We start from the raw sequence: 25,645 nt of genomic DNA on the forward strand, positions 1-25,645 counted from the left end.
TGACAGCCAGGGTGCGGGGCGACTGCACCATGTCACGAAATCTTCACGAAGCCCGGAGGTTCACGCCTTCGCCTGCCCGAGCAGCACGATGCCGCCGGGCAACTGCGTGACCTCGGCGCCGTAGGCCTCGCGCACGAGCGAGGCCACGTCGTCGAGCCGGTCGATGGAAAAGCTCGCCTGCACCAGGCTGCGGCCGAGCGCCTCGCTGGTGAGGATGAGCCGGCCGTGCCGGTAGCGGTTGACCTCGGCCACCACCTGCGCGAGCGGCACCTGCTCGAACACCAGCAGCCGCCGGCGCCAGGCCGTGACCGCGCCGGTGTCGACCGGCACGGCGGCGCCCATGCCCGCGGCGCCATAGCTCAGTTGCCGGCCCTCGTCGAGCGCCACGCGCTGCGCGCCGCGGGCCACCTCGACCTCGCCGGCCAGGCAGGTGACGCAGACCTCTCCGTCGGTGTGTCGGATGTTGAAGCGCGCGCGCACCGCCGACACCACGCCATCGGCGGCCGAGACGGTGACGCGCGCGGATGCCGAGGCCTGCGTGGCGATCTCGGCCTCGCCGGCCAGGAGCTCGATGCCCTCGCCGCTCTCGGCAGTGCGCAGCACATTGACCCGGGTCTGCGTGTTCATCTGCAGCACCACCCCATCGGCCATTGCCACTTCACGCTGCTCGCCGGTGGCGGTACGGTAGTCCGCGCCCCACTCCGTGACGGAAGGCCACAGCTGCAGCGGCGGGCGCACCGCAAGGTAGGCGACCGACGCGGCCACCGCGCCGCCGATGAAGGCGCGGCGGCCCGCGACGGGCTGGCGCGCATGCATCGTCCGCTCGCCCTGCCGGCGATCTTCCTGCTGCACGCGCAGCGCGGCGGGCGCCATCGCCTGCCACACCTCGCGCGCCCGCACGAACGCGTCCGCGTGGGCGCGGCTTTGCGCGCACCAGCGCCTGAAGGCCTGCGCGTCTTCTTCCGTCGCCTGCTGCGAGCCGAGCCGCACGACCCAGGCCCCGGCCTCGCGTTGCAGGGTCTTCATGGCTTCGCCGTCCGCGGGTCGACCGGATTTTTCAGCTGTCATCACGCTCAGACTGTTTTCCGGCGCCGGGACCGAAGCGCTGGATGAAATCTCTCCCCAATCTCTCGCAGCAATGCTCCAGGCCCGCGCGCAGTTCCTTCTCGACCGTGCGCGCCGAAACGCCGTAGCGCGCGGCAATTTCCTTGTGGGGCATCTCGTCCACGCGCGCGGCCAGCACGATGGCGCGGCGGCGGCGCGGCAGCTCGGCCAGCGCGCGCTCCAATGCCTCCAGCTCGCTGCGGGCCTCGGCGCCGCGCGCCGGGTCGGCCATCTCGTCGGCCATGTCGTAGAGCGCCTCGACCTCGCCCACGCTCAACAGCCGCGAATTGCTCTTGCGCTGGTCTTCCGCCACGTTGAGCGCGATGCGAAACAGGTACGCCGAGGGAAATCGCACCGCGCTGCGCACGTTGGCGCTCTCCACGCGCAGGTAGGCCTCCTGCAGCGCGTCGTTGGCCAGGTCCTCCGAGCCCAGGCGGATCTGCAGGTGCTTCCTGAACTGGGCGTAGCGCGCGAGGAACAGCGCGCGCAGCGAGGCCTTGATCGAATCGGGCATGCCTGTCGTTCCCTGCTCAGCCGGCCTGCGCGCCACGCCAGGGCCGGCAGTCTCGCGCGGGGTCGGCACGCGGTGTCAGGAGAATGGTCACGGGCTGCGCCATGCCTGGCGGGGGCGGCGCGTCCATCTGCAGCGAACCCAGGGTGGCGAGCACGAGCGCATCGCGCTGGGCGAGGCCGCTGCCTTCGATCAGGCGCGCCTCGTTCACGAGCCCGGCGGCATCGATCCAGATCTGCAGGGCGAGGCGGTAGCGGCCGAAGGCATCGGGCTGCGCGATGCAGAGCACGCGCGTGATCGATGCCTGCAACACGGCGGCATATCCAACCTGGGCAGCGGCGGCACCCGCCTTTGGCACGCGCTCGTCGGCCCTCTCGCGCGCGGACGGCACTGAAGGAACGGGCACGAGCGTGAAGGCATCGGCGCCGATGTAGCGGGCCGCGAGGCCGCTGCCCGCGAGCATGCGCTGCAGCGCTTCGCGCGGCACGAAGTCGCCCTGGACGGCGGCCGCTTCGCGTCCGGCCGTGAGGCTGCTGACCACCAGCACCGAGTGCCCGGTGATGCGGCCGAAGACGGAGAGCGAAATCTCCAGCGGCTGGGCCGGCAGGTCGAATCGAACGGGTTCGCCATCGGCAACGGCCTGTGCAGCGGCCATGCGCGCGGCCATCATCAACGCCACGACGAGACACCAGGACAGTGTCAAGGCACCGCCCGATGCGGAAGTACGTGTCATGTGGCGGAGATCAACAACGAGAGAGAGAAAAAGTCCTGGGGAATGCGGCCATCCGCCATGCGGGCCGGACGCGTGCAGCGGCGAGACTATCCGGCGCCGATGACCGACATGTGACGTTTGGTTTGCACGCCACGCGGCCGTCTTCTCCTTGACTTGCATGCGTCATAGACTGCCGCCTTCCGAGCGATGGAGATGGGCGTACCCGCATGAACTTCCTGTACGGCATTGCGACTGCGTTGGTGTGCGTCCTCTGCGGCGAAGCCGCGGCGCAGACAGCGCAGGTGGCAGATGTGGCCAGCGTGAAAGACACCGGCGCGGACAGCTGCGTGGAAGTCACCGTCAACGGCGAGCGCGCGCCATCCTATGACTGCCTCACGCAGAAGCTGCAACCGAAGGTCCCGGCGCGAGGAGCCGACGATGCGCAACCGGGCATGGCCTCGGAAGCCATCGCACAGCGGCCTTCCAACCAGCTCGGCCTCTTCAACCGCGCGGCCACCGGGCATCGCATGGGCAACACCTTCGGCACCTCGGTCTATCCGCAGCGGCCGCCGCCGGTGCAGCCGGCTTCGCCACTGATCAACCGGCGCTGAGCGCCCGGCGGTTCTTCAGAGGTAGCGCACCTCGGCCGGCACCTCGAACCAGTTGTTGTTGCGCCCGTCCATGTAGCGCACCGGTGCGGTCGAAAGCTCTTCCAGCGTCGCGTCGTCCAGGCAGCTCACGTTCACGCTGACATACGCGCCGCCGATCTCGGGCACGTTGCCGCGCCCGAACGACTTGATGCCGCAGGTCTTGCAGAACAGGTGCTCGGCGCTGCGCGAGGCGAATTGGTAGCTCGAGAGGTCTTCTTCGCCCGAGAGGAGCGTGAAGTCTTCCGGCTTGACGATCGCGCCCCAGCCGCGGGACTTCATGCAGATCGAGCAATTGCATTTGCCGGTGCCCGCGGCGAGGTCGATCAGGGCCTGGAAGCGAACCTTGCCGCAGTGGCAGCTGCCGTTGTATGTCTTCTTCATGGTGGACGTCCTTGGATGGGTTGGAAAGAAACCAAGGCTACGACCCATTGCGGACAGATTCTGTCCTCGATCCGAGGCATCATGCGGTCCATGCTGTCTGCCTCCGCACGCCTGATCCGGCTTCTTTCCCTGTTCCAGGCCCAACGTTCCTGGACGGGCGCCGGGCTGGCCGAACGGCTCGAGATCACCGAGCGCACGCTGCGCCGCGATGTCGACCGGCTGCGCACCCTGGGCTACACCGTCGACTCGACCTCGGGCGTGGCCGGTGGCTACCGGCTGGGCGCGGGCGCCGCCCTGCCCCCGCTGCTGCTCGAAGACGAGGAGGCCATCGCGGTGGCGCTGGGCCTCGGCAATCCGAGCGACGGCAAGGGCGACATCGAGAACGCCTCGATGCGCGCCCTCGCCAAGCTCGAGCAGCTGATGCCGCCGCGATTGCGCAAGCGGCTCGACAGCGTGCGCGCGTCAGTGGTGCCGCTCGCGCGCGGCAAATCGGAAGTGCGGTTGAAGGCGGTCACGCTGTTCGCCGAAGCCTGCACCGACCGGGCCGAGCTGCGCTTCGACTACCGCGACCACCACGCGAAGGCGACCGCGCGCACAGTGGAGCCCCATCGGGTGGTGCAGTCGGGCCAGCGCTGGTATCTGCTGGCGTGGGACACGGCGCGCGACGACTGGCGCACCTTTCGCCTCGACCGAATCGTGGCGCCCGCGCCGACCGGCGCGCGCTTCACGCCGCGCAGGCTGCCGCACGGCGATGTCGCGGCCTACATGGAACAGGCGCTGCGGATCTCGCCCTACCTGCACCACGCGCGCATCGTGGTGCATGCGCCCGTCAAGGCGCTCGAGGCGCACCTGGGATGGGTGGGCGGCGTGCCGGAGGCGATCGACGACGAGACGACACGGATCGCGACCGCGGCCAACTCGCTCGACGCGCTGGCCGTGTGGCTGGGTTGCCTCGGGCACGACTTCGAGGTCGAGTCGCCGAAGGAGCTGGTCGAACACATTGCGCGCGTTGCCGTGCGCCTGGGCAAGGCGGCAGGCAAGCCGCGTGGGACGGGCACTAGCGCAGCGCGAACGCCAGCGTGACCGCCCCGAGCGCCAGCAGCCCGAGGCCGGCGATGAACACCATCTCGCCCCAGGCTTCCAGCCGCACGCCCGAGCGGCGCGAGCGCATCGAGATGAACGACAGCAACGCGCTGGCCAGGAAGACCAGCGCGTCGACGGCGAGGAGCCGGTCGATCAGGAGCCGCATGTCGTCGCGCGGCCCGAGGTGGCCGATCGACATCACGGTCATGCACACGCCGATCATCGTGGCCGACGTGGGCAGGATGTGCGCGGAGAGGCCGTTGGCCGCCGCGCGCTCCTGAACCACGACCAGGGGCAGGTTGCCCGGCGGCTTCATCCGGCTCGCGTCCGTCGATCAGCCGATTCGCACCGGCACGAAGATCTTGTCTTCGCCGCGCTGGATCAACAGAGCCACCGACTTGTTGGTCGCCTTCGCCACCACCTCGCGCACCTGCTCCAGGCTCTGGGCCGGGGTGCCGTTGATGGCCAGCAGCACATCGCCCGCCTGCACGCCGGCCTGCGCCGAAGGGCCGGCCGCGTCTTCGATCAAGAGGCCGGTGTCGACGCCCGCCTCGCGCTTCTCCTGCGGCTGCAGGGGACGCAACGCCAGGCCCAGCTTGCCCTGACCTGCGCCGGTGTCGGCCTTCGCGACCTGGGCCGGCTTGTCGCTGGCATCGCCGAGCTTGGCCTGCAGCTCCTGCCGCTCGCCCTGGCGCCACACTTCGAGCGTGACCTTCTTGCCCGGCGCCTGCTGGCCGATCACCGCGGGCAGGTCGCCCGAAGAGACGATGGCCTGGCCGTCGACCTTGCGGATCACGTCGCCCGCCTTGAGGCCCGCCTTGTCGCCGGGGCCGCCCTTCTCGATGTTCGAGACCAGCGCGCCTTCGGGCTTGTCGAGCTTGAAGGAATCGGCGAAGGCCTGGTTCACTTCCTGCACCGCGACGCCCAGGCGCGCATGCGAAGCCTTGCCGGTCGCGACGATCTGGTCCTTCACCTGCACGGCGACATCGATCGGGATCGCGAACGACACGCCCTGGTAGCCGCCGCTGCGGCTGTAGATCTGCGAATTGATGCCGACCACCTCGCCACGCGTGTTGAGCAGCGGGCCGCCGGAGTTGCCGGGGTTCACCGCCACGTCGGTCTGGATGAAGGGCACGTAGCTGTCGTCGGGCAGCGAACGGCCCTTGGCGCTCACGACGCCGGCCGTCACCGTGTTCTCGAAGCCGAACGGCGAGCCGATGGCCAGCACCCATTCGCCGACCTTCAGGTCCTTGGTGTTGCCCAGCGCAAGCACGGGCAGGTTCTTCGCATCGATCTTGAGCACGGCGATGTCGGTCTTGGCATCGGCGCCGAGCACCTTGGCGCGGTATTCGCGGCGGTCGGTCAGCTTGACGGTGACTTCCTTCGCGTCCTTCACGACGTGGGCGTTGGTGATGATGATGCCGCTCGGGTCGACGATGAAGCCCGAGCCCTGCGCGCGCACCGGCACGTCGCGTTGTTGTTGCTGCTGGCCGCGCGGGCCCATCTGGCCCTGGAACCGGCGGAAGAACTGGAACATCGGATCGTCGGGATCGATGCCCTGGATCTCGGCCGCGGCTTCGTCGTCCGAGGCCTTCATGGTGCCGGTCACGCTGATGTTGACCACGGCGGGGCCGTCGCGCGAGGTGATGGTCGAGAAGTCGGGCAGCGTCACCATCGCGGGGGCCGCGGCGATGGGGGTGGCATTGGTCGGGGCGCTCACGGCGCTGGTGTAGGCGCCGGCACCGACGGCGCCGATCACGCCGGCGCTTGCCAGGGCGATCACCAGGGCGCGAGGGGAAGTCAGGCGGGTGTTCATCTGTCGGTTCCTTTCATTGCGTGGGACGCAAAACACGATGAAAGGAATGTCGTTGCGCTGACTTAAGCGCCGCTTAAACGGGAGTTACGCCCTCTCCCTCTGGGAGAGGGTTGGGGTGAGGGCATCGGCCTTGACCCAACCGCCGCACCTCATCGGCGGCAGGGCACCCTCACCCCAGCCCTCTCCCGGAGGGAGAGGGAGCGAATACGACTCGCACGCGCAGCCCGCCGAGGCTGGGGGACTTTTCCAGCGTCACCGTGGCGCCGTGCAGGTCGGCAATCGACTTGACGATGGCCAGCCCCAGCCCGCTGCCCGGCGCCTGCGGTTCGCCCGAACGGTAGAAGCGGTCGAGCACGCGTTCGCGCTCCGCCTCGGGCAGCCCGGGGCCGCTGTCGTCCACGCTGAGTTCGATCGCGTCGCCGAGCTTCACGATGCCGATGTCGACGCGGCCCTCTTCAGGCGTGTACTTGACCGCGTTGTCGAGCAGGTTGCGCAGCAGCATGCGCAGCGCCTCGGGCTGGCCCTCGACCACCGCGGCATCGGCATGCGCCACGCCGATGTCGATGCGCCGTGCCTGCGCGCCCGCCACAGCATCCGAGATCGCGAGGCGCGCGACCTCGGCGAGATCGACCGGCTCCGGCTTCGCGCCGGCCGCCATGCTGGCCTCGTGCCGGGCCAGCGCGAGCATCTGCTCGACCAGCCGCGTCGAGCGGTCGATGCCCGCGACAAGGCGGCTCACCGCGAGGTCGCGCGCCGCATCGTCCGGCGCGCGCTGCAGGCCCTGCACCTGCAGCTTCAATGCCGCGAGCGGTGAACGCAATTCGTGCGCGGCATCGGCGACGAAGTGCTTCTGCGCATCGAAGGCATGGCGCACACGGCCGAACAGCAGGTTAAGCTCCTGCACCAGCGGGCGCACCTCCTCGGGCAGGCCTTCCTCGCTCACCGGCGAGAGATCGTCGGCCTGTCGCGACGCCACCTGTTTCCTCACGCGGGCCACCGGCGCGAGCGACCGGCTCACGACCCACCATACGACCAGCATCAGGAGCGGCGCCATCAGCGCCACCGGCGCGATGGTGCGCAGCGCCAGCGTGCCGGCCATGCTGCGCCGCGCCGCCATGTCCTGCGCCACCTGGATCACGAGGCCGCGCGTCTGCATCGAGAACACGCGGTACGTGGTGCCGCGCGCACGCACGTCGGCAAAGCCCAGCACCGCGAGCTGCGGCAGCGCGGCCTGGTCGGCGGATTCGAAGACGCGCACGCCGTCGGCGGTCCACACCTGCACCACGAAGTCGAAGTTCTGCTCGCCGCCGCCGATGCCACCGACCGCCGCGCTGGGCGGCAGGCCCGAGCGCAGCGACATCGCCATCTGCTGCATGTGGTAATCGAAGATGTCGTCGGCCTCGTGCAGCACCGTGCGGTAGGCGACGAGGGCCTGCGCGCCCGCGGCCAGCACGATGGCTGCGAGCAGGAACCACAGGAGGCGCGCGCGCAGCGATCCGGTCAGGCTCCGCGTCATACCTTCGGCACCATGTAGCCGACGCCGCGGACGTTGCGGATGAATTCGGCGCCGAGCTTCTTGCGCAGGCCGTGCACGTAGACCTCGACCGCGTTGCTGCTGATCTCGTCCTTCCAGCTGTAGAGCTTTTCCTCGAGCTGGGCGCGCGAGAGCACCATGCCCGGACGCGCCAGCAGCGGCTCCAGCACCGCCCATTCGCGCGCCGACAGCACCACCGGCTGCCCGGCCACCGTGACCTCGCGCGTGGCGGGATTGATGCTCACGCCCATGTGCTCGTACACCGGCTCGGCGCGCCCGGCCGCCCGGCGCAGCAAGGCGCGGATGCGGGCCAGCAGCTCATCGAGGTCGTAGGGCTTGAGCACGTAGTCGTCGGCGCCGGCATCGAGCCCTTCGATGCGCTGCTGCACCGAGTCGCGCGCGGTGGCGATCAGCACCGGCATGCGCTGCTTGCGGGCGCGCAGGCTGCGCAACACCTCCAGGCCATCGCGGCGCGGCACGCCCAGGTCGAGCAGCACCAGGTCGTACTGCTGGGTGCGCAGGGCCGACTCGGCGGCCTCGCCGTCCTTCACCCAGTCCACCGCGTATTGCTCGGCGCGCAGCAGGTCGAGCACGGCCTCGCCGATCATCACGTCGTCTTCGAGAAGCAGGAGTCGCATGGTTGTGTTCCGTTGTCCGGTCTGCAGGATTCGAGGCAGTGGCCGTGGCGAAGTTCAGTTCAGAGGCTGAGAGGCAATTCGGCGTGACCGAGCAGCCCCCGCAAATGCCTCCAATCAAGGCGCAAAGCACAGCCATAGCTCGGGCTATGGCGAGCATTTGCAACGCAGAGTGGGGGCATTTGCGGGGGATGAGCGGTCATGTCGGATTGCCTCTCAGCCTCTCAGAGCAGCGAGCGGACCTCGCGCGCGGCCTCGAACAGCAGCGGCAGCATCTCGCGCTGCAGCGCTTCTTCCTGGTAGCGCGTGCCCGACAGCACCACGTTGAGCGCGGCCACCGTGTGGCCCTGCATGTCGCGCAGCGGCACCGCGAGCGCCTGCACGCCGAGCTCGTGCTCCTCGCTGGCAAAACAATAGTCGTCCTTGCGCGTGCGGGCAATCAGCTGGCGCAGGCCCCGTGCCTGCGTGATGGTCTGTGGTGTCAGTCGCGCGAGGTGCCGGCCCTTGAGCCATTGCGTGAGCTGGGTAGAGGCCATGGCCGCGAGCAGCACGCGGCCGGTGGACGTCGCATGCGCCGGCAGCCGCGCGCCCAGGTGAAGGCCGTAGGCCAGCACGCGCGTCGGGGTGCCGTAGCTGCCACTGCGCGCGACGATGACCACCTCTTCGCCGTCGAGCACCACGGCGGAGAACGATTCGCCGGTCTGCGCCGCGAGGCGGTTGAGCGTGGGCTGCAGCGCGCGCGGCAGGCGCGACGAGGCAAGGTAGCTCCCCGAGAAGCGCAGCACCTTGGGCGCCATCCAGAAATAGCTGCCGTCGGTCTCCAGGTAGCCCAGGTGGGCGAGCGTGAGCAGATGGCGACGGGCGGCGGCGCGCGTGAGGCCGGCGCGTTCGGCGGCCAGCGTGGCATTGAGGCGCTGGCGCTCGGTGTCGAAGCTTTCGAGCACCGCCATCCCCTTGGCAATGCCCTCGATGAAATCGGCCTTGGCGATGGTCATTCGGGTCTCAATTGGAAGTGTTGCGCGATCATCGCGCACGCGTTCGCATGATCGCACAGTGCCTCGGAATGTCGTGAACCAGGCGGCCAGCCGCGCCCTACGCTCGGCGAAACACCTCTCGGAGACACGAACATGCGCACCCAGGTCGCGATCATCGGCGCGGGCCCCGCCGGCCTTCTGCTCGGTCAACTGCTTTTCAAGGCGGGGATCGACAACGTCATCGTCGAACGCCAGAGCGGCGACTACGTGCTGGGCCGCATCCGCGCCGGCGTGCTCGAACAGGTGACGATGGACCTGCTGGCACGCGCCGGTGTCGATGCACGCGCCCGCACCGAAGGTCTGCCGCACGAAGGCATCGAACTGCTGTTCAAGGGCGCGCGGCATCGCATCGACATGCACGGCCTCACCGGCGGCAAGCAGGTCACCGTCTACGGTCAGACCGAAGTGACGCGCGACCTGATGGAAGCGCGCGCCGCCGAGGGCCTTGCAACCATCTACAGCGCCGCGAACGTGAGCCTGCACGACTTCGATTCAAGCAAGCCGCGCGTGCGCTACGAGAAAGACGGCCAGACGCACGAGATCGAATGCGACTTCATCGCCGGCTGCGACGGCTACCACGGCGTGAGCCGCGCGAGTGTGCCGGCCGATGCGATCCAGACCTACGAGAAGGTCTACCCCTTCGGCTGGCTCGGCGTGCTGGCCGACGTGCCGCCGGTGTCGCATGAACTCATCTATGCGAACACCGAGCGCGGCTTCGCGCTGTGCAGCATGCGCAGCGCCACGCGCTCGCGCTACTACGTGCAGGTGCCGACCGAAGAACGTGTCGAGAACTGGAGCGACGAGGCCTTCTGGAACGAACTGCGCGCTCGGCTCGACCCCGAGGCCCGCGAGCGGCTGGTGACCGGTCCGTCGCTGGAAAAAAGCATCGCGCCGCTGCGCAGTTTCGTCGCCGAGCCGATGCGCTTCGGTGCGCTGTTCCTGGCGGGCGATGCGGCGCACATCGTGCCGCCGACCGGTGCCAAGGGGCTGAACCTCGCGACGGCCGATGTGGGTTATCTCTCGCGTGCGTTCGAGATCTTCTATGGCGAGAAGTCAGCCTCGGCGCTCGATCGCTATTCGGATTTGTGCCTGCGTCGCGTCTGGAAGGCCGAGCGCTTCTCGTGGTGGTTCACCTCGTTGATGCACCGCTTTCCCGAGACCGGCGCCTTCGGCCAGAAGATCCAGGAAGCCGAACTCGACTACCTCGTGCATTCGCACGCGGCCTCCACCGCGCTGGCGGAAAACTACGTGGGGCTGCCGCTCGAAGACTTCTGAGAGGTGACGAGGCCCAGTACCTCGTCGACCTGCCGCTGGTCTTCGTCGTAGACCCAGCACTCCGAGAGCTTGCCGTCCTTCACCGCATAGCGCAGCAGGCGCTCCAATTCGAAGGCTCGGCCTTCGTGCTCGAACTGTTCGATGGCGACGATCAGCCCGAAGCGCTCACCGGCCAGCACGTCGCGGATCGCGGCCAGCCGGCGGTTCGTTTTCTCCTTCACCTGCTTGAGGACGGCAAGGCAGGCCGCCTTGCCGCGGTGCGTGCCCGCGAGCGGGCTCTGCCCGAAATAGTGGAAGACAACCTCGTCGTGGTAGCAGTCGAAGATGGCCTTCAGGTCGTTGGCGGCCCAGGCGTCCGCATAGCGCTGGACGACCGCGTGGATCTCGCTCGAAGCAGGTGATGGACTGCTCATTCGCGTTGTTTCTCCAACGTCTTTTTCATCGCCTCGCCGCCCTTCACCATCATCGGCTCGACGTAGGCGGCGAATTCGTCGGGCAGCACGTCGGTGATCCACACGAAGCGCGCGCGGCCTTCGCCGTCCGCAAACACCTGCGCGGATGCCTGGTGGTGGCTCGCCTTGCCATCGGTGACGGTGTAGGCCAGCCGGCGGTTCGCCTCGTCGATGCCCACCAGCAGTTCGCGTGCGACGAGTCCGTTGGCAAAGCTGACGATGCGAGCGCCCTGCCCGTCCAGCTTGCAGTCCGTGAGGAAGCCGGGCGCGAGGCGCGTGTGGACGGCGCCGAAGTCACGCAGCGCATCCCACACCTGCGCCACATCGGCCTCGACGGTGAATTCCTTGTAGATGGTGGCCATGGTGCTTTTGTCCTTTCCGCGCCTCAGGGGCAGACTGCCTCGACGTTGTTGCCGTCGGGGTCGATCAGGAAGGCCGCGTAGTAGGTCGGGCTGTAGTCGGCGCGCGGGCCGGCGCCGCCGTTGTCCGTGCCGCCGGCCTTCAGGCCCGCCTTGTGGAAGGCCGAGACGGCCTGGTGATCGGGTGCGCGGAACGCGAGGTGCGTGCCCGGGCCCTTCGCGCCTTTCTCCGCATAGAGCCACAGGGCCGGCGCGTCGGCCGGGCCGATGCCCGCGTAGCTGTCGTCGTGACTGCCCAGCACATGGCCGAGCGGTGCGAGTGCGGCTTCGTAGAAGCGCCGGCTCGCGGCGAGGTCTTTGACTTTCAGTCCGATGTGGTCGTACATGGCGATGACTTCCTGCTTGATGAATGAACCAGGCGGTCATCATTGAGCAGGGCCGCCATGCGGTCTTGGAGAATCTTGCGATCGCCCTTGGCGGCCTGCCGGAAGCCGCGCGGCGAGACGCCCGCCGCACGGTGGAAGGTGCGAACGAAGTTGCTCAGGTCGGCAAAGCCCACGTCGAAGGCCACGTCGGTCACGGGCCGGTCGTCGTCCGCCAGCAGGCGCGCCGCGTGGCGCAGGCGCGAGCGCACCAGATACTGGTGCGGCGTGACGCCGAGCACCTGCGAGAACAGGCGCAGGAAATGGAAGGAGCTCAGGCCGGCTTCGGAGGCCGCACCTTCGAGGCCGATGTCATCGTGCGAGTTGGCGTCGATCCACATCGCGGCATCGACGGCGCGGCGCCTGTCGCGCGGCGCAGCGGTCCGCGGCGATGACGGCTTGCCCCGGCCGCCCACCACTTCGACGAAACGGCTCGCGAACCACATGCCCAGTTCGTCGAGGCCGACGTCGCTCTCGCCCTCGGCGGCGACCTGCGCGAGTTCGCCGAGCACCATGAGTTCGGGCAATGGTGGGAGCCCCGCGGTGCGCCAGGTCTGCCTGTCGCCGCCGACGAGGTCCACGAAGCCGGGCGAGAGGTGGAACGCCAGGCACTCGTCGCCGCAGATGTGATGGTCATGGGTGCAGACGTATTCGTCGCCCGGGCACCCCACCAGCACCGAGCCGGCCACGAGTTCATACGCATTGCCGCGCGTGCGATAGCCGAAGCTGCCTTTGCGCACGTACGAGACCGAGTAGTCCTCGTGCATCTCGGTGAACGACGGGGCGCCAGGCCCCGCGTCACAGCGGTAGCTGGAGACGCGGATCGGGTCGGTCTGCAGTTCGGTGGTGATGAGCATGGTGCGTGTGCCCTTCGAACACCTTTTGGCGGATGTTCAGTCCACCGTGTGCATCGCCGCCCATACCCGCGACGGGCTCAGCGGCATGTGCAGGCGCGGCGCGGTCGATGCAAGGCCGTTGCGCGCGAACGCATCCGCCACCGCATTCACGATGGCCGGTGTGGCGCCGATGGTGCCCAGTTCGCCCACGCCCTTCACGCCCAGCGGGTTGTTCGTGCAGGGCGTCGATTCGTCCATCTCCATGTGGAACATGGTGTCGACGATGTCGGCGCGCGGCGCGGCGTAGTCCATGAGGCTGCCGGTCACGGGCTGGCCGGTTTCGTGGTCGTACACCACCTGCTCGTACAGCGCCTGGCCGATGCCCTGCACCGCGCCGCCCTCAAGCTGGCCGCGCACGATCATCGGGTTGATCACGCGGCCCACGTCGTTGACCGAGCTGTAGGCCACCACGCTGATTTCGCCGGTGGGCGGATCGAGCTCGATCTCGCAGATGTGGCAGCCGTTGGGCCAGGTCGGGCCGGCCACGGTGCTGGTGGAGTCCACGAAGATCTCGCGCTCGGGCTGCTTGCCCGCGAGCGTGAACAGGTCGAGCTCGAGGTCGGTGCCGGCCACCGAGAAGCTGCCGCGGCTGTAGATGATGTCGTCGATGGCAGCCTCGAACTCCTGCGCCGCGAGCTCGCGCGCCTTGTCGATGGTGCGCTCCGCGCCGATGCGCACGGCCGAGCCGCCGGTGAAGAGCGAGCGGGAACCTGCGCTGCCGAAGCCGTCGCCGCGGTCGGTGTCGCCGAGCACGACGCGCACCTTCTCGATGGGCACGCCGAAGGCATCGACCGCGAGTTGCGCGAGCGAGGTGGCAATGCCCTGCCCCATGGCGTTGACGGCGGAGAACACCTCGATCACGCCATCGGCCTGCACCGACACCGTGACGCGTTCCTCGAACACGTTGCCGCCGGTCCATTCGAGGAAAGTGGCGATGCCCAGGCCCCGGTGCTTGCCGTTCTTCGCGGACTCGGCGGCCCGGCCCTCGAAGCCCTGCCAGTCGGCCAGCGTGAGCGCCTGGTCCATCACCGACTCGAAATTGCCGGTGTCGTAGACCTGCGCCATCGGGTTCTTGTAGGGCATCTGGTCGGGCTGGATGAAGTTCATCCGGCGCAGGATGATGCGGTCGATGCCGGTCTGGCGCGCGGCCTCGTCCATCAGGCGCTCGATGGTGAAGATGGCTTCTGGGCGGCCCGCGCCGCGGTAGGCGCCGGTGGGCGCGGTGTTGGTGAGCACCGCCTTGAAATGGAAGTCGATGGTCTGGATGTCGTAGACGCTGGTCTGCACCCAGGGGCCGATGAGCAGCTGGATCGCGACGCCCGTGCCGGTGGCGTAGGCGCCCACGTTGGCCAGCGTCTTGATGCGCAGCGCGAGGATCTTTCCTTCGGCATCGAGCGCGAGTTCGGCGCGCGCCTCGATGTCGCGGCCGTGCGCGCTGGAGAGAAATTCTTCGCTGCGATCGGCCACCCATTTCACGGGGCGCTTGACCTGCAGCGCGGCGAACGCGACCGCGATGTCTTCAGGGTAGGCGCCGGTCTTCATGCCGAAACCGCCGCCCACATCGCCCACCACCACACGCACCTTTTCCTTGGCAAGGCCGATGGCGGCGCACACCGAATCGCGCACGCCCGAAGGCATCTGCGTGCTCATGCGGATCGTGAGGCGATCGGTCTTGGCGTCGTGCACGGCGAGCACCGAGCGCGGCTCGATGGTGAGCGCGACCACGCGCTGGTTGATGACGTCGAGCGCCACCACGTGGCTGGCCTTGGCGAAGGCGGCGGTCGCGGCCTCGCTGTTGCCGTGGCGCATTTCGGCGGCGATGTTGCCGGTGGCTTCTTCGCACAGCTGCGGCGCGCCTTCGGCGGTGGCGCTGGCGAGGTCGACCACCATGGGCAGGTCTTCGTAGTCGACCATCACGGCCTCGGCGGCGTCGCGCGCCTGCTGAACGGTGTCGGCAATCACGGCGGCCACCGCCTCGCCCACGAAGCGCGTGCGCTCGTTCGCCATGGCGTAGCGCGGCGGGCTGGCGCTGTCGCTGCCGTCGGCGCGCTTGAACCCCGCGGCACCCGGCATCGGCTTGACCCCCGCGGCCGCCAGCTCGGCGCCGGTGATGACGCGCAGCACGCCGGGCATGGCAGAAGCCGTGCTCGTGTCGATGGAAACGATGCGTGCGTGCGGATAGGGAGAGCGAAGGAAAACGAGATGCGCCTGGTCGGGGAGCGTGACGTCGTCTGTGTAGCGTCCGGCGCCTGCCAGCAGGCTTTCGTCCTCGAGGCGGCGCACCGCCTGGCCGCTGCCAAAGCGGGTGGGGTTGGGTTCAGTGGTCAACGTGGTCCTCTTGTGCTGATTCCCGGCGGGCAACGCTGGCCCACTGGATCCGCTTTATGGGGGGCAAATAGAAGCAGCACTATATGGGCTTCGGGGGTTCTTGTCCGCTACGACGGCGGCCTGTGGCGCATGGACCGCAATCGTTTGCGACACCCGGCGACCGGGACGCCATTTTCCCTCATCCCACAGGGGATGCGGGCGAAGCCGTGTATACCTACGGCCATGCGACAACTGCCCTGGCTCGAACCCGGAGACACCCTGCCCGACCCGGCATCGGCCTGGGGCGTGGCCGACCCCGTGCCGGGCCTTCTTGCGGCCGGCGGCGCGCTGGACGTCGATACTTTGGTGCAGGCCTACAGCCATTGCGTCTTCCCCTGGTTCAGCGACGACCAGCCGATCCTGTGGTGGAGCCCCGACCCGCGCATGGTGCTGCAGGTGGCCGAGTTCAAGCTGCACCGGTCCCTTCGCAAGACCTTGATCCGATTCGCGGAAACGCCCGGCTGCGAGGTGCGCATCGACCACGATTTCGCGGCGGTCATCAAGGCCTGCTCGCTCTCCCCGCGCGTCGGCCAGTCCGGTACGTGGATCGTGCCGGACATGGTGAAGGCCTATACGCAATTGCACGCTGCGGGCCATGCGCACAGCGTGGAGACCTGGATCGACGGCGAGCTCGCGGGCGGCCTCTACTGCGTGGCGCTGGGCCGCGCGGTGTTCGGCGAGTCGATGTTCACCCGCAGGCCGGACGCCTCGAAGATCGCCCTGGCCGCGCTGGTGAGCCTGTGCCGGCGCGCCGGCGTGCAGATGATCGATTGCCAGCAGAACACCGCCCACCTCGCCAGCCTCGGCGCCCAGGAGATGCCGCGCAAGCGCTTTGTCGCGCACGTGGCCAAGGCCCGGGAACAGGAAGGGCCACGGTGGCAATTCGAGCCCGTATACTGGACCGAACTCCTTTCCGCGCGACCTCTTTCACCGACGTGACGCACCTCAAGGATCTCCCGCTTCACACGCTGCAGTTCTACGCGACGGCGCCCTATCCCTGCAGCTACCTGCCGGATCGCCAGGCGCGGTCGCAGGTGGCCACGCCCAGCCACCTGATCCACAACGACGCCTACTCCGACCTCGTGCTCAGCGGGTTCCGGCGCAGCGGCATGTTCACCTACCGGCCCTACTGCGACGGCTGCCGCGCCTGCATCCCGCTGCGGGTGCTGGCCAACAGCTTCCAGCCCACGCGCAGCCAGCGTCGCGCCGCCAGACAGCATGCCGACCTGCAGGCCCGCGTGCTCAAGCTGTGCTTCGTGCCCGAGCACTACCAGCTCTACCTGCGCTACCAGAACGGCCGCCACGCGGGCGGCGGCATGGACCACGACAGCATCGACCAGTACACGCAGTTCCTGCTGCAGAGCCGGGTCAATTCGCGGCTGGTCGAATTCCGCGAGACGCTGGCCGACGGCAGCGCGGGCGCGCTCAAGATGGTGTCGATCCTCGACGTGCTGAACGATGGCATTTCGGCCGTCTATACGTTCTACGAGCCCGACACGAGCGCGGGTTACGGGACCTACAGCGTGCTCTGGCAGATCGAGCAGGCGCGCAAGCTGGGCCTGCCGCATGTCTACCTCGGCTACTGGATCGAACGCAGCCCCAAGATGCACTACAAGGCGCGCTTTTCTCCGCACGAAGTGTTGGTGGATGGACACTGGCAGCCGTCCGGCGATTTCACAAGGTAAAATGGCGCTCGGTCATCACCGCACAGCGCCATGAGAAAAAACCAATCCGACGTTCCTGCCGTTCCCGTGATCCAGGTGATCGAGCGCATGTTCGCGCTGATCGACGTCCTGGCGTCCCGCGAGGAGGCCATCTCCCTGAAGGAAATCAGCGAGAAGACCGGGCTCCATCCTTCGACCACGCACCGCATCCTCAACGACCTGGCGGTCGGGCGTTTCGTCGACCGGCCCGAGGCGGGCAGCTACCGGCTGGGCATGCGCCTGCTGGAGCTGGGAAACCTCGTGAAGGGCCGGCTCAATGTGCGCGACGCCGCGCTGGGCCCGATGCGTGAGCTGCACAAGCTCACGCAGCAGCCGGTGAACCTCAGCATGCGACAGGGCGACGAAATCGTCTACATCGAGCGCTCCTACAGCGAACGCTCGGGCATGCAGGTGGTGCGCGCCATCGGTGGCCGCGCGGCATTGCACCTCACCTCGACCGGCAAGCTTTTCCTGGCTGCCGATGACCCGGCACGGGTGCGCAGCTATGCCACCCGCACCGGGCTGGCGGGCCACACACGCAACAGCATCACGCAGTTGCCCGCGCTCGAGCGCGAGCTGTCGAAGGCGCGCCAGTACGGCATCGCCCGCGACAACGAAGAACTGGAACTGGGCGTGCGCTGCATGGCCGCCGGCATCTACGACGACCAGGGCAAGCTGGTGGCAGGCCTGTCGATCTCGGCACCGGCCGACCGGCTGGACGAAGGCTGGCTGCCCAAGCTGCAGGCAACGGCCAATGAAATCTCGGGCGCGCTGGGGTTCAAGGATGGCGTGGCTGCTGCGACACCCACTCCGGCAAGCAACACGCCTTCAGCGAGCGCCTGACCCCCTTTGCGGGGCTGCAAAAGACAAAGCGGGCCTTGAGCCCGCTTTCTTTTTGTCGACCGCTGTCGCGGTGCTGCTGCTATCAGCCTGCGACCTGGTAGCTCACGCTGCGCGAAGCAGCCGGTGAACCCGGCACGGCGTGCGTCGCCTCGACCCAGCGGCGAACGCGCTCGGCATCGGCGATGCGGCTGAACTTGCCGGCCGAATCCAGGAACACCATGATCAGCTTGCGGCCAGCCACCTTGGCTTGCATCACCAGGCACTGGCCGGCTTCGTTGATGAAGCCGGTCTTCTGCACGCCGATTTCCCAATCGGGGCTCTTCACCAGGCGATTGGTGGTGTTGAACTGCAGCACGCGGTTACCGACCTCGACCTGGTATTCAGGCGACGTGGAAAGCGAGCGCACCGTGGCATCGGCGTAAGCGGCGTTGACCAGCAGCGCCAGGTCTTGCGCGCTCGACTGGTTGCGGCTCGAGAGGCCCGTGGGCTCCACGTAGCGCGTGTCCTTCATGCCGAGCATCTTGGCCTTGGCATTCATGATGCTCACGAAGGTCGTGAGGCCGCCCGGGTAGGTACGTCCCAGCGCGTGCGCCGCACGGTTTTCGCTCGACATCAGCGCCAGATGCAGCAGTTCGCCGCGCGAGAGCGTCGTACCGATGGTCAGGCGCGAACGACTGCCCTTTTCGGTGTCGACGTCGTCCTGGGTGATGGTGATCAGTTCGTCGTTCGGCAGATGGGCTTCGCTGATGAGCAGGCCCGTCATGAGCTTGGTGAGCGAGGCGATCGGCAGCACGGCGTGATCGTTCTTGCTGAACAGCACTTCGTGCGTGTCCTGGTCGATCACGAGGGCAACGCTCGACTTCAGGTCGAGCGCGTCGTCGGTGCCGTGCAGGCCGGCCATCTGGCCGAAGGACTGGCGCGCCGGTGCTTCGACGCGCACCACCGAGCGGCGCTGGACGGCCACCACGGTCTTGCCATTCTTCTTGCGAATGGTGGCCACCACGTTGCGACCACCGCGAACGACCTTGTCGACCTTTTCGCTGCGCTCGGCGCGGCCGCCACGCTTGGCGACCACGGCGGTCTTGCCGGACGACGCATTGCGCTTGACTTCGACCGGCACCGGCCCCTTCGCCTTCTTGGAGGCGGCGGCGTTGGCGGTCTTGGCGGCGGCGGGCTTTTCTTTCTTCGCGGCCTGGGCGCCAGGCAGCAAAAACGCCGTGGCGCAGAACGCCACGGCGATGAATTTGAGTGCGGGTAGGAACCGCTGGCTGGAAACTCGGCGGAGACGGGCTTCAGGCATTAATAAATCTCCAGCGGCGACAAACGAGGACCGCAGTGTATCGAATTCAAAAAAGACACGCAATATCAGTTACTTGCATCCTTTTCTTCATTCGAATACCAAGGAACGCCTGAAAACCTAACCTTGCGCTGCAACTCTCTCAGCTTGGCTCTGTAACTTATTGAGAGCACTCAAATAAGCCTTTGCCGAAGCAACCACGATGTCCGGGTCTGCACCCACACCGTTGACCACCCGCCCTGCGTTTTGTAACCGAACTGTAACTTCACCTTGGCTCTCTGTCGAGCCGCTGATCGCGTTCACCGAGTAAAGAACCATCTCGGCGCCGCTCTTGACGTGCGACTCGATGGCCTTCAGGGAAGCATCAACCGGGCCATTGCCGTCGGATTCTCCGGTCACTTCCTTGCCCTGGACGGTGAACACGACCTTCGCCTGGGGGCGCTCGCCGGTTTCGCTGTGCTGGGAAAGAGAGACAAATGCAAACTGTTCGTCAACGTTCGAGAGCTCTTCCGCGCTGACGAGCGCGAGGATGTCCTCGTCGAAAATTTCGGACTTGCGGTCGGCCAGCTCCTTGAAGCGCAGGAAAGCGGCGTTGATGTCGGCTTCGCCGGCCATCGTCACGCCCAGTTCCTGCAGTCGCTGCTTGAACGCATTGCGGCCGCTGAGCTTGCCCAGCACGATCTTGTTGGCGGCCCAGCCCACGTCCTCGGCCCGCATGATCTCGTAGGTGTCGCGCGCCTTGAGCACTCCGTCCTGGTGGATGCCCGAGGCGTGCGCGAAAGCGTTGGCGCCCACCACGGCCTTGTTGGGCTGCACAACGAAGCCGGTGGTCTGGCTCACCATGCGGCTCGCGGCCACGATGTGCTGGGTGTCGATGTTCAGGTCGAGCCCGAAGTAGTCGCGGCGGGTCTTGACCGCCATGACCACTTCTTCGAGCGAGCAGTTGCCCGCACGCTCGCCCAGGCCGTTGATCGTGCACTCCACCTGGCGCGCGCCGCCGATCTTCACGCCGGCCAGCGAATTGGCCACGGCCATGCCGAGGTCGTTGTGGCAATGCACCGACCAGATCGCCTTGTCGCTGTTGGGAACGCGCTCGCGCAGCATCTTGATGAAGTTGCCGTAGAGCTCGGGGATGGCGTAGCCGACGGTGTCGGGCACGTTGATGGTGGTGGCGCCCTCATTGATCACGGTTTCGAGCACACGGCACAGGAAGTCCGGGTCGCTGCGATAGCCGTCTTCGGGGCTGAACTCCACGTCGCTCACGAGGTTGCGCGCGAAACGCACCGCGAGCTTCGCCTGCTCGTGCACCTCGTCGGGCGACATGCGCAGCTTCTTTTCCATGTGCAGCGGCGAGGTCGCGATGAAGGTGTGGATGCGCCCGCGGGCGGCGCCCTTGAGGGCCTCTGCAGCACGCGAGATATCACGGTCGTTGGCACGCGACAGGCCGCACACCGTCGAATCCTTGATCGCATTGGCGATCGCCTTGACCGCCTCGAAGTCGCCGTTCGAGCTGGCCGGGAAACCGGCCTCGATCACATCGACCTTCAGCCGCTCGAGCTGCTTGGCGATGCGCATCTTCTCGTCGCGCGTCATGGAGGCGCCGGGCGATTGTTCGCCATCGCGCAAGGTGGTGTCGAAAATAATGAGTTGGTCAGCCATCGTGAATCTCCTTGTGTTCGTTTCCACCTCGCGCTTCCGGCCGGCAAAACCGGCCCGAAACGTCAGGCGACTTCAACCACCGATTGTGCGCTGTGCGCGCCCCGGCTCCGCGCACGTTGCACGCCCGAGACGATGGCCTTCAGCGACGCCGTGATCACGTTGGCGTCGATGCCGACGCCGAACAGCGTCTGGCTTTCGTCCACGCGCAGTTCCAGGTAGGCCACCGACTTCGCATCGGCACCGGCGCCGATCGCATGCTGGTGGTAGTCCATCACGCGCACGGTGTGGCCCGTGGCCTTGCTCAGTGCTTGCGTGAAGGCGTCGATCGGGCCGTTTCCGCGGCCTTCGATGGCGCGGGTTTCACCACCCCATGGCAGGTCGCCGCGCAGGACGACGGAGGCATTGGCGCCCTCGCCTTCTTCCTCGATCACGCGATGCTGCAGCGACTGCGCGGTCTCGATGCCGTACTCGCTCACGAAGAGCTGCCAGAGGTCGGCGGCGGTGAGTTCCTTGCCGGCGACGTCCATCACGCGCTGCACGGTCTGCATGAATTCCATCTGCAGGCGGCGCGGCATCTCGAGGCCGTACTCGCTCTCGAGCAGGTAAGCCATGCCGCCCTTGCCGGACTGGCTGTTCACGCGGATCACGGCTTCGTAGCTGCGGCCCACGTCCTTCGGGTCGATGGGGAGGTAAGGCATGTCCCAGATGTCGCCTTCCTTGCGCGCGGCGAAGGCCTTCTTGATCGCGTCCTGGTGCGAGCCCGAGAACGAGGTGTAGACGAGGTCGCCAACGTAGGGATGGCGCGGATGCACCGGAATCTGGTTGCAGTGCTCGACGGTCGCGCGGATCTCGTCGATGTTCGAGAAGTCCAGCTCGGGCGAGACGCCCTGCGTGTAGAGGTTGAGCGCGACGTTCACCAGGTCGAGGTTGCCTGTGCGCTCACCGTTGCCGAAGAGGCAACCCTCGATGCGCTCGGCGCCCGCCATCAGGGCCAATTCGCCAGCGGCGGTACCGGTGCCGCGGTCGTTGTGCGGGTGCACGCACAACACGATGGAATCGCGACGCGCCAGGTTGCGGTGCATCCACTCGATCATGTCCGCGAAGATGTTCGGCGTGGAGTGCTCGACCGTCGTGGGCAGGTTGACGATGCACTTGCGCTCGGGCGTCGGCGCCCAGACTTCGGTGACTGCATCGACCACGCGCTTGGAGAAGACCACGTCGGTGCCCGAGAACATCTCGGGGGAGTACTGGAAGGTCCACTTCGTGGCCGGCTGCTTGGCGGCGAAGTCGTTGAACATGCGTGCGTGACTGCTGGCGAGTTCGACGATCTGGTCTTCGTCCATGCCGAGCACCACGCGGCGCATCACCGGGGCCACGGCGTTGTAGAGGTGAACGATGGCGCGCGGGGCGCCTTGCAGCGATTCGAAGGTGCGGGCGATGAGGTGGTCGCGCGCCTGCGTCAGCACCTGGATCGTCACGTCGTCGGGAATGCGGTCTTCCTCGATGAGCTTGCGCACGAAGTCGAATTCGACCTGCGATGCGGAGGGGAAGCCGACCTCGATTTCCTTGAAGCCGATGGCCACGAGGGTCTCGAACATGCGCATCTTGCGCGCGATGTCCATGGGCTCGACCAGGGCCTGGTTGCCATCGCGCAGGTCGGTCGACAGCCAGATCGGAGCCTTGGTCAGCACGGCATCGGGCCAGGTGCGGTCCTTGAGGCCGATCGGGGCGAATGCGCGGTATTTGGCTTGAGGTTGCTTGAGCATGTCGATTTCTCTGTGATGGTTGGTATTCAACCAGCAACCCCAAAAACAAACGGCCCGTTGCTGGTGCGAACGGGCCGTGGTGAGGGATTTGCGCGTGCGCTACCGTCTCCGCCCGTGAGGGAGGGCTAGTAGGGCCAGCAGCGAAATCTTGGTCATGAGGGTTGCGAATGTAGCACAAGCCACATTCAGTTATGCAAGCCGCGCTCGTCGGGCTCCTCGGTGGAGGTGCTGATCACGCTGACCGGCTGGCCCTTGGCCCTGCGCCATGCGTAGACCACATAGCCGCTCAAGCCGTAAGCCACGAAGAGGCCGAACAGCACCGTCGGCGGATGGATGTTGATGACCGCGATGCCGAGCGCAATGAGCACGATCACGACGAAGGGCACGCTCTTCTTCATCTGCACGTCCTTGAAGCTGTAGAACGGCGCGTTCGTCACCATCGAGAGACCCGCATAGAGCGTGAACGCGAACGTGACCCAGGTGATCTGCGTCCACGAGAGGTACAGCACCTCGCCGCCGCGCTTGCCCCATTCGTTCACGAGCCAGATGAAGCCTGCCACGAGCGCTGCCGCGGCGGGCGACGGCAGCCCCTGGAACCAGCGCTTGTCGACCACGCCGGTGTTCACGTTGAAGCGAGCGAGCCGCAAGGCCGCGCAGGCGCAATACACGAAGGCCGCGATCCAGCCCCAGCGGCCCAGCCCCTTGAGCGACCATTCATAGGCGATGAGCGCCGGCGCCGCGCCGAACGACACCATGTCGGACAGCGAGTCCATCTGCTCGCCGAACGCGCTCTGCGTGTTGGTCATGCGCGCGACGCGCCCGTCCAGGCTGTCGAGGATCATCGCGGCGAACACGCCGAGCGCCGCGAGGTCGAAGCGCGCGTTCATCGCCATCACGACCGAGTAGAAGCCGCCGAACAACGCCGCCAGCGTGAACAGGTTCGGCAGGATGTAGATGCCCTTGCGACGCTTGCGCGGCTGCACATCGTCGGGGAGCGTGTCGTCATGCATTGAAATTGCCTCCGTCCCTCATGGGCACTGCGCGAGCAGCTATCCATTCGATAGCATTTTGATCTGTGAGTCGCATGGTTCGCAGTGTAGTTCAGGGGGCGCTGCGCCCCCGACAAACAAAAGGGCCACCGCGACGGGTGGCCCTTGGGAAAAGAGTGCCGAAGCACCCTTTCTGGTTCTCGGATCAGTTGCGGGTCTGGTCGACCAGCTTGTTCTTCTTGATCCAGGGCATCATCGCGCGCAGCTTTTCGCCGACGACTTCGATCTGATGCTCTGCATTCAGGCGACGGCGGCTGATCAGCGCGGGCTGGCCGGCAGCGGCTTCGAGCACGAAGCTCTTGGCGTATTCGCCGGTCTGGATGTCGCGCAGCACTTGCTTCATGACCTTCTTGGTCTCGTCGGTCACGATGCGCGGGCCCGTGACGTACTCGCCGTATTCGGCGTTGTTCGAGATCGAGTAGTTCATGTTGGCGATGCCGCCTTCATAGATCAGGTCGACGATCAGCTTGAGTTCGTGCAGGCATTCGAAGTACGCCATTTCGGGCGCGTAGCCGGCTTCCACCAGCGTTTCGAAGCCAGCCTTGATCAGCTCGACCGTGCCGCCGCACAGAACCGCTTGTTCGCCGAACAGGTCGGTCTCGGTTTCTTCGCGGAAGTTGGTCTCGATGATGCCGGCCTTGCCGCCGCCGTTGGCGGTGGCGTAGCTCAGCGCGAGGTCACGCGCCTTGCCGGTCTTGTCCTGGTGCACGGCCACGAGGTGGGGCACGCCGCCGCCTTGCGTGTAGGTGCTGCGCACGGTGTGGCCCGGGGCCTTGGGGGCAACCATCCACACGTCCAGGTCGGCGCGCGGCTGCACGAAACCGTAGTGCACGTTGAAGCCGTGCGCGAAGACGAGCGAAGCGCCTTCCTTGATGTGCGGAGCCACGTCGTTCTTGTAGACATTGGCGATCTGCTCGTCGGGCAGCAGGATCATGACAACGTCGGCCGACTTCACGGCATCGGCGACTTCGGCGACCTGCAGGCCGGCCTTGCCGACCTTGTCCCACGAGGCGCCGCCCTTGCGCAGGCCGACCACGACCTTGACGCCGCTGTCGTTCAGGTTCTGCGCGTGCGCGTGACCTTGCGACCCGTAACCGATGATTGCGACCGTCTTGCCCTTGATGAGGCTGAGGTCGGCGTCCTTGTCGTAGTAAACCTTCATGATGCGTCTTTCCTAATTAATCTCGAGCACCCCCTGGAGCGGGGGTGCGTTCACTCACAGTTGGCCGGAGGGATTCCGGTCCTTCATTTGCTGGTTGATGGACACGAGGTTGTCGTGAATGCGGAACAGCAGGATCAGCAATTCGCTGTAGACGCGAACCATGATCGCGCCAAATACAAGAATACCGATGGCAGCCAGGATGCGGCCCTGGAACAACGAGATGACCGTTGCAGCGAGCACACCCAGCAGTCCGAGGAAGTACAGAATCCGAATGATGATCGGGGTCACCATCTTCTCGAAACCCAGCAAGTCTTGCATTTACCTTCTCCTCATGTTGATTTGAAACGTGGAACTGAGGGGATCTTCACCCCCTACACGCGCAGGATGCGCTCGCCGCGCCCGATGCCGCTGGCACCGGTGCGGACAGTCTCGAGGATAGCGCTACGGTCGATCGCTTCCAAGAAAGCGTCGTTTTTGCCGTGATCGCCGGTGAGTTCGATGGTGTAGCTCTTGTCGGTGACGTCGATGATGCGGCCGCGAAAGATCTCGGCCATGCGCATCATTTCTTCCCGCTCCTTGCCCACCGCGCGCACCTTCACCATCATGAGCTCGCGCTCGGTATAGGCGCCTTCGGTCAGGTCGACGACCTTCACGACTTCGATCAGGCGGTTCAGGTGCTTGGTGATCTGCTCGATCACGTCGTCCGAACCGGTCGTGACGATGGTCATGCGCGAGAGACTGGCGTCCTCGGTCGGCGCGACGGTCAGCGATTCGATGTTGTAGCCACGGGCCGAGAACAGGCCCACCACGCGGGAAAGAGCACCCGGCTCGTTTTCCAGCAGCACTGCAATGATGTGTTTCATGTTTGCGTGACTCCTCTTTTCGCCAGCGCGGAAGCTTTCGCTTTCGCCGCCCTCCCCCACGCACGGTAATGC

The 25,645-nt window shown here is 66.8% G+C and carries 27 protein-coding genes; 6 read left to right on the top strand and 21 right to left on the bottom strand.

The window, feature by feature from the left end:
* Positions 1-60 precede the first annotated feature (60 nt).
* Genes GNX71_RS18885 through GNX71_RS18895 form a run of 3 tightly spaced genes read right to left on the bottom strand, consistent with a single transcriptional unit; the run spans position 61 to position 2,348 of the window.
* Positions 61-1,026 (bottom strand): FecR domain-containing protein, encoded by a 966-nt coding sequence (locus tag GNX71_RS18885; protein ID WP_206173743.1) that lies wholly within the window; start codon positions 1,024-1,026, stop codon positions 61-63.
* Positions 1,027-1,057: 31 nt separating this feature from the next.
* Positions 1,058-1,618 (bottom strand): RNA polymerase sigma factor, encoded by a 561-nt coding sequence (locus GNX71_RS18890; protein WP_206173744.1) that lies wholly within the window; start codon positions 1,616-1,618, stop codon positions 1,058-1,060.
* A 16-nt stretch (positions 1,619-1,634) separates the two neighbouring features.
* Positions 1,635-2,348, bottom strand: a complete 714-nt coding sequence (locus GNX71_RS18895; RefSeq protein ID WP_206173745.1) for a secretin and TonB N-terminal domain-containing protein — start codon at positions 2,346-2,348, stop codon at positions 1,635-1,637.
* A gap of 206 nt (positions 2,349-2,554) precedes the next feature.
* Here GNX71_RS18895 and GNX71_RS18900 point away from each other — a divergent pair, with 206 nt between their 5' ends.
* Entirely contained in the window at positions 2,555-2,938 is a 384-nt protein-coding gene (locus GNX71_RS18900; RefSeq protein ID WP_206173746.1) for a hypothetical protein, read from the top strand.
* 15 nt (positions 2,939-2,953) lie between these two features.
* On the opposite strand, the gene GNX71_RS18905 is transcribed toward GNX71_RS18900, so the two are convergent.
* Positions 2,954-3,358 (bottom strand): GFA family protein, encoded by a 405-nt coding sequence (locus GNX71_RS18905; RefSeq protein ID WP_206173747.1) that lies wholly within the window; start codon positions 3,356-3,358, stop codon positions 2,954-2,956.
* 90 nt (positions 3,359-3,448) lie between these two features.
* On the opposite strand from GNX71_RS18905, the gene GNX71_RS18910 reads away from it, so the two are divergent.
* Positions 3,449-4,441 (top strand): YafY family protein, encoded by a 993-nt coding sequence (locus tag GNX71_RS18910; RefSeq protein ID WP_241026978.1) that lies wholly within the window; start codon positions 3,449-3,451, stop codon positions 4,439-4,441.
* On the opposite strand, the gene GNX71_RS18915 is transcribed toward GNX71_RS18910, so the two are convergent.
* From GNX71_RS18915 to GNX71_RS18935, 5 genes are all read right to left on the bottom strand, one after another.
* A complete protein-coding gene (locus GNX71_RS18915) occupies positions 4,416-4,757 on the bottom strand; it encodes a hypothetical protein (RefSeq protein ID WP_206173749.1) in 342 nt (113 codons plus the stop codon). The genes GNX71_RS18910 and GNX71_RS18915 overlap by 26 nt on opposite strands.
* 18 nt (positions 4,758-4,775) lie before the next feature.
* A complete protein-coding gene (locus tag GNX71_RS18920; RefSeq protein ID WP_206173750.1) occupies positions 4,776-6,257 on the bottom strand; it encodes a Do family serine endopeptidase in 1,482 nt (493 codons plus the stop codon).
* Between the two features lie 169 nt (positions 6,258-6,426).
* On the bottom strand, positions 6,427-7,773 hold the full coding sequence (locus GNX71_RS18925) for an ATP-binding protein (protein WP_206173751.1): 1,347 nt from the start codon (positions 7,771-7,773) through the stop codon (positions 6,427-6,429).
* Positions 7,770-8,429: a response regulator transcription factor gene (locus GNX71_RS18930; protein ID WP_176657107.1), complete on the bottom strand. Its 660-nt coding sequence runs from the start codon at positions 8,427-8,429 to the stop codon at positions 7,770-7,772. Before GNX71_RS18930 ends, GNX71_RS18925 begins: the two co-directional genes overlap by 4 nt.
* Before the next feature lie 221 nt (positions 8,430-8,650).
* A complete protein-coding gene (locus GNX71_RS18935; protein ID WP_206173752.1) occupies positions 8,651-9,421 on the bottom strand; it encodes an IclR family transcriptional regulator C-terminal domain-containing protein in 771 nt (256 codons plus the stop codon).
* A 132-nt stretch (positions 9,422-9,553) separates the two neighbouring features.
* Between GNX71_RS18935 and pobA the strand changes: the two genes are divergently transcribed.
* Positions 9,554-10,735 (top strand): 4-hydroxybenzoate 3-monooxygenase, encoded by a 1,182-nt coding sequence (gene pobA / locus GNX71_RS18940; protein ID WP_206173753.1) that lies wholly within the window; start codon positions 9,554-9,556, stop codon positions 10,733-10,735.
* Here pobA and GNX71_RS18945 read toward each other — a convergent pair.
* Genes GNX71_RS18945 through GNX71_RS18965 form a run of 5 tightly spaced genes read right to left on the bottom strand, consistent with a single transcriptional unit; the run spans position 10,705 to position 15,192 of the window.
* The gene (locus GNX71_RS18945) at positions 10,705-11,148 is read right to left on the bottom strand and encodes a nuclear transport factor 2 family protein (RefSeq protein ID WP_206173754.1); all 444 of its coding nucleotides are present in this window, start codon (positions 11,146-11,148) and stop codon (positions 10,705-10,707) included. The two genes, pobA and GNX71_RS18945, sit on opposite strands and share 31 nt — an antisense overlap.
* Positions 11,145-11,549 carry an SRPBCC family protein gene (locus tag GNX71_RS18950; RefSeq protein ID WP_206173755.1) on the bottom strand — a complete coding sequence of 135 codons (405 nt, stop codon included), beginning with the start codon at positions 11,547-11,549 and terminating at the stop codon, positions 11,145-11,147. The genes GNX71_RS18945 and GNX71_RS18950 overlap by 4 nt, the downstream gene beginning before the upstream one ends.
* A 23-nt stretch (positions 11,550-11,572) precedes the next feature.
* Complete coding sequence (locus tag GNX71_RS18955) at positions 11,573-11,932, bottom strand: VOC family protein (protein ID WP_206173756.1); 360 nt, start codon at positions 11,930-11,932, stop codon at positions 11,573-11,575.
* The gene (locus GNX71_RS18960; RefSeq protein ID WP_206173757.1) at positions 11,911-12,825 is read right to left on the bottom strand and encodes an AraC family transcriptional regulator; all 915 of its coding nucleotides are present in this window, start codon (positions 12,823-12,825) and stop codon (positions 11,911-11,913) included. Before GNX71_RS18960 ends, GNX71_RS18955 begins: the two co-directional genes overlap by 22 nt.
* 36 nt (positions 12,826-12,861) lie before the next feature.
* Positions 12,862-15,192 carry a xanthine dehydrogenase family protein molybdopterin-binding subunit gene (locus tag GNX71_RS18965; RefSeq protein ID WP_206173758.1) on the bottom strand — a complete coding sequence of 777 codons (2,331 nt, stop codon included), beginning with the start codon at positions 15,190-15,192 and terminating at the stop codon, positions 12,862-12,864.
* Between the two features lie 222 nt (positions 15,193-15,414).
* Here GNX71_RS18965 and aat point away from each other — a divergent pair, with 222 nt between their 5' ends.
* Genes aat through GNX71_RS18980 form a run of 3 tightly spaced genes read left to right on the top strand, consistent with a single transcriptional unit; the run spans position 15,415 to position 17,777 of the window.
* Positions 15,415-16,170: a leucyl/phenylalanyl-tRNA--protein transferase gene (gene aat, locus GNX71_RS18970; protein ID WP_206173759.1), complete on the top strand. Its 756-nt coding sequence runs from the start codon at positions 15,415-15,417 to the stop codon at positions 16,168-16,170.
* The gene (locus GNX71_RS18975) at positions 16,167-16,916 is read left to right on the top strand and encodes an arginyltransferase (RefSeq protein ID WP_206173760.1); all 750 of its coding nucleotides are present in this window, start codon (positions 16,167-16,169) and stop codon (positions 16,914-16,916) included. The genes aat and GNX71_RS18975 overlap by 4 nt, the downstream gene beginning before the upstream one ends.
* Positions 16,917-16,946: 30 nt before the next feature.
* Positions 16,947-17,777, top strand: coding sequence for an IclR family transcriptional regulator (locus GNX71_RS18980; RefSeq protein WP_206173761.1), 831 nt, complete (start codon positions 16,947-16,949; stop codon positions 17,775-17,777).
* 82 nt (positions 17,778-17,859) lie between these two features.
* Here GNX71_RS18980 and GNX71_RS18985 read toward each other — a convergent pair whose 3' ends face one another.
* From GNX71_RS18985 to ilvN, 7 genes are all read right to left on the bottom strand, one after another.
* Positions 17,860-19,077, bottom strand: a complete 1,218-nt coding sequence (locus tag GNX71_RS18985) for a serine hydrolase (RefSeq protein ID WP_206173762.1) — start codon at positions 19,075-19,077, stop codon at positions 17,860-17,862.
* A 117-nt stretch (positions 19,078-19,194) separates the two neighbouring features.
* Entirely contained in the window at positions 19,195-20,733 is a 1,539-nt protein-coding gene (locus GNX71_RS18990; RefSeq protein WP_206173763.1) for a 2-isopropylmalate synthase, read from the bottom strand.
* A 62-nt stretch (positions 20,734-20,795) separates the two neighbouring features.
* The gene (gene leuA / locus GNX71_RS18995) at positions 20,796-22,499 is read right to left on the bottom strand and encodes a 2-isopropylmalate synthase (protein WP_206173764.1); all 1,704 of its coding nucleotides are present in this window, start codon (positions 22,497-22,499) and stop codon (positions 20,796-20,798) included.
* 185 nt (positions 22,500-22,684) lie between these two features.
* Entirely contained in the window at positions 22,685-23,509 is an 825-nt protein-coding gene (gene pssA, locus GNX71_RS19000) for a CDP-diacylglycerol--serine O-phosphatidyltransferase (protein WP_093432073.1), read from the bottom strand.
* A gap of 184 nt (positions 23,510-23,693) precedes the next feature.
* Positions 23,694-24,710: a ketol-acid reductoisomerase gene (gene ilvC / locus GNX71_RS19005; protein WP_042579952.1), complete on the bottom strand. Its 1,017-nt coding sequence runs from the start codon at positions 24,708-24,710 to the stop codon at positions 23,694-23,696.
* Between the two features lie 54 nt (positions 24,711-24,764).
* Positions 24,765-25,028, bottom strand: a complete 264-nt coding sequence (locus tag GNX71_RS19010; RefSeq protein WP_042579951.1) for a DUF4282 domain-containing protein — start codon at positions 25,026-25,028, stop codon at positions 24,765-24,767.
* A 53-nt stretch (positions 25,029-25,081) separates the two neighbouring features.
* Positions 25,082-25,573, bottom strand: coding sequence for an acetolactate synthase small subunit (gene ilvN, locus GNX71_RS19015; protein WP_013540983.1), 492 nt, complete (start codon positions 25,571-25,573; stop codon positions 25,082-25,084).
* Positions 25,574-25,645 lie beyond the last annotated feature (72 nt).

Source organism: Variovorax sp. RKNM96 (assembly GCF_017161115.1).
Taxonomy (GTDB): domain Bacteria; phylum Pseudomonadota; class Gammaproteobacteria; order Burkholderiales; family Burkholderiaceae_C; genus Variovorax.

Coding starts and splice junctions, on each gene's coding strand:
- GNX71_RS18905 (WP_206173747.1), bottom strand. CDS start 3,358: ATGAAGAAGACATACAACGGCAGCTGCCACTGCGGCAAGGTTCGCTTC.
- GNX71_RS18960 (WP_206173757.1), bottom strand. CDS start 12,825: ATGCTCATCACCACCGAACTGCAGACCGACCCGATCCGCGTCTCCAGC.
- GNX71_RS18930 (WP_176657107.1), bottom strand. CDS start 8,429: ATGCGACTCCTGCTTCTCGAAGACGACGTGATGATCGGCGAGGCCGTG.
- GNX71_RS18945 (WP_206173754.1), bottom strand. CDS start 11,148: ATGAGCAGTCCATCACCTGCTTCGAGCGAGATCCACGCGGTCGTCCAG.
- GNX71_RS18980 (WP_206173761.1), top strand. CDS start 16,947: ATGAGAAAAAACCAATCCGACGTTCCTGCCGTTCCCGTGATCCAGGTG.
- GNX71_RS18985 (WP_206173762.1), bottom strand. CDS start 19,077: ATGCCTGAAGCCCGTCTCCGCCGAGTTTCCAGCCAGCGGTTCCTACCC.
- ilvC (WP_042579952.1), bottom strand. CDS start 24,710: ATGAAGGTTTACTACGACAAGGACGCCGACCTCAGCCTCATCAAGGGC.
- GNX71_RS18915 (WP_206173749.1), bottom strand. CDS start 4,757: ATGAAGCCGCCGGGCAACCTGCCCCTGGTCGTGGTTCAGGAGCGCGCG.
- GNX71_RS18955 (WP_206173756.1), bottom strand. CDS start 11,932: ATGTACGACCACATCGGACTGAAAGTCAAAGACCTCGCCGCGAGCCGG.
- pssA (WP_093432073.1), bottom strand. CDS start 23,509: ATGCATGACGACACGCTCCCCGACGATGTGCAGCCGCGCAAGCGTCGC.
- GNX71_RS18935 (WP_206173752.1), bottom strand. CDS start 9,421: ATGACCATCGCCAAGGCCGATTTCATCGAGGGCATTGCCAAGGGGATG.
- GNX71_RS18910 (WP_241026978.1), top strand. CDS start 3,449: ATGCTGTCTGCCTCCGCACGCCTGATCCGGCTTCTTTCCCTGTTCCAG.
- GNX71_RS18950 (WP_206173755.1), bottom strand. CDS start 11,549: ATGGCCACCATCTACAAGGAATTCACCGTCGAGGCCGATGTGGCGCAG.
- GNX71_RS18920 (WP_206173750.1), bottom strand. CDS start 6,257: ATGAACACCCGCCTGACTTCCCCTCGCGCCCTGGTGATCGCCCTGGCA.
- GNX71_RS18925 (WP_206173751.1), bottom strand. CDS start 7,773: ATGACGCGGAGCCTGACCGGATCGCTGCGCGCGCGCCTCCTGTGGTTC.
- leuA (WP_206173764.1), bottom strand. CDS start 22,499: ATGCTCAAGCAACCTCAAGCCAAATACCGCGCATTCGCCCCGATCGGC.
- GNX71_RS18885 (WP_206173743.1), bottom strand. CDS start 1,026: ATGAAGACCCTGCAACGCGAGGCCGGGGCCTGGGTCGTGCGGCTCGGC.
- pobA (WP_206173753.1), top strand. CDS start 9,554: ATGCGCACCCAGGTCGCGATCATCGGCGCGGGCCCCGCCGGCCTTCTG.
- ilvN (WP_013540983.1), bottom strand. CDS start 25,573: ATGAAACACATCATTGCAGTGCTGCTGGAAAACGAGCCGGGTGCTCTT.
- GNX71_RS18890 (WP_206173744.1), bottom strand. CDS start 1,618: ATGCCCGATTCGATCAAGGCCTCGCTGCGCGCGCTGTTCCTCGCGCGC.
- GNX71_RS18895 (WP_206173745.1), bottom strand. CDS start 2,348: ATGACACGTACTTCCGCATCGGGCGGTGCCTTGACACTGTCCTGGTGT.
- GNX71_RS18990 (WP_206173763.1), bottom strand. CDS start 20,733: ATGGCTGACCAACTCATTATTTTCGACACCACCTTGCGCGATGGCGAA.
- aat (WP_206173759.1), top strand. CDS start 15,415: ATGCGACAACTGCCCTGGCTCGAACCCGGAGACACCCTGCCCGACCCG.
- GNX71_RS19010 (WP_042579951.1), bottom strand. CDS start 25,028: ATGCAAGACTTGCTGGGTTTCGAGAAGATGGTGACCCCGATCATCATT.
- GNX71_RS18900 (WP_206173746.1), top strand. CDS start 2,555: ATGAACTTCCTGTACGGCATTGCGACTGCGTTGGTGTGCGTCCTCTGC.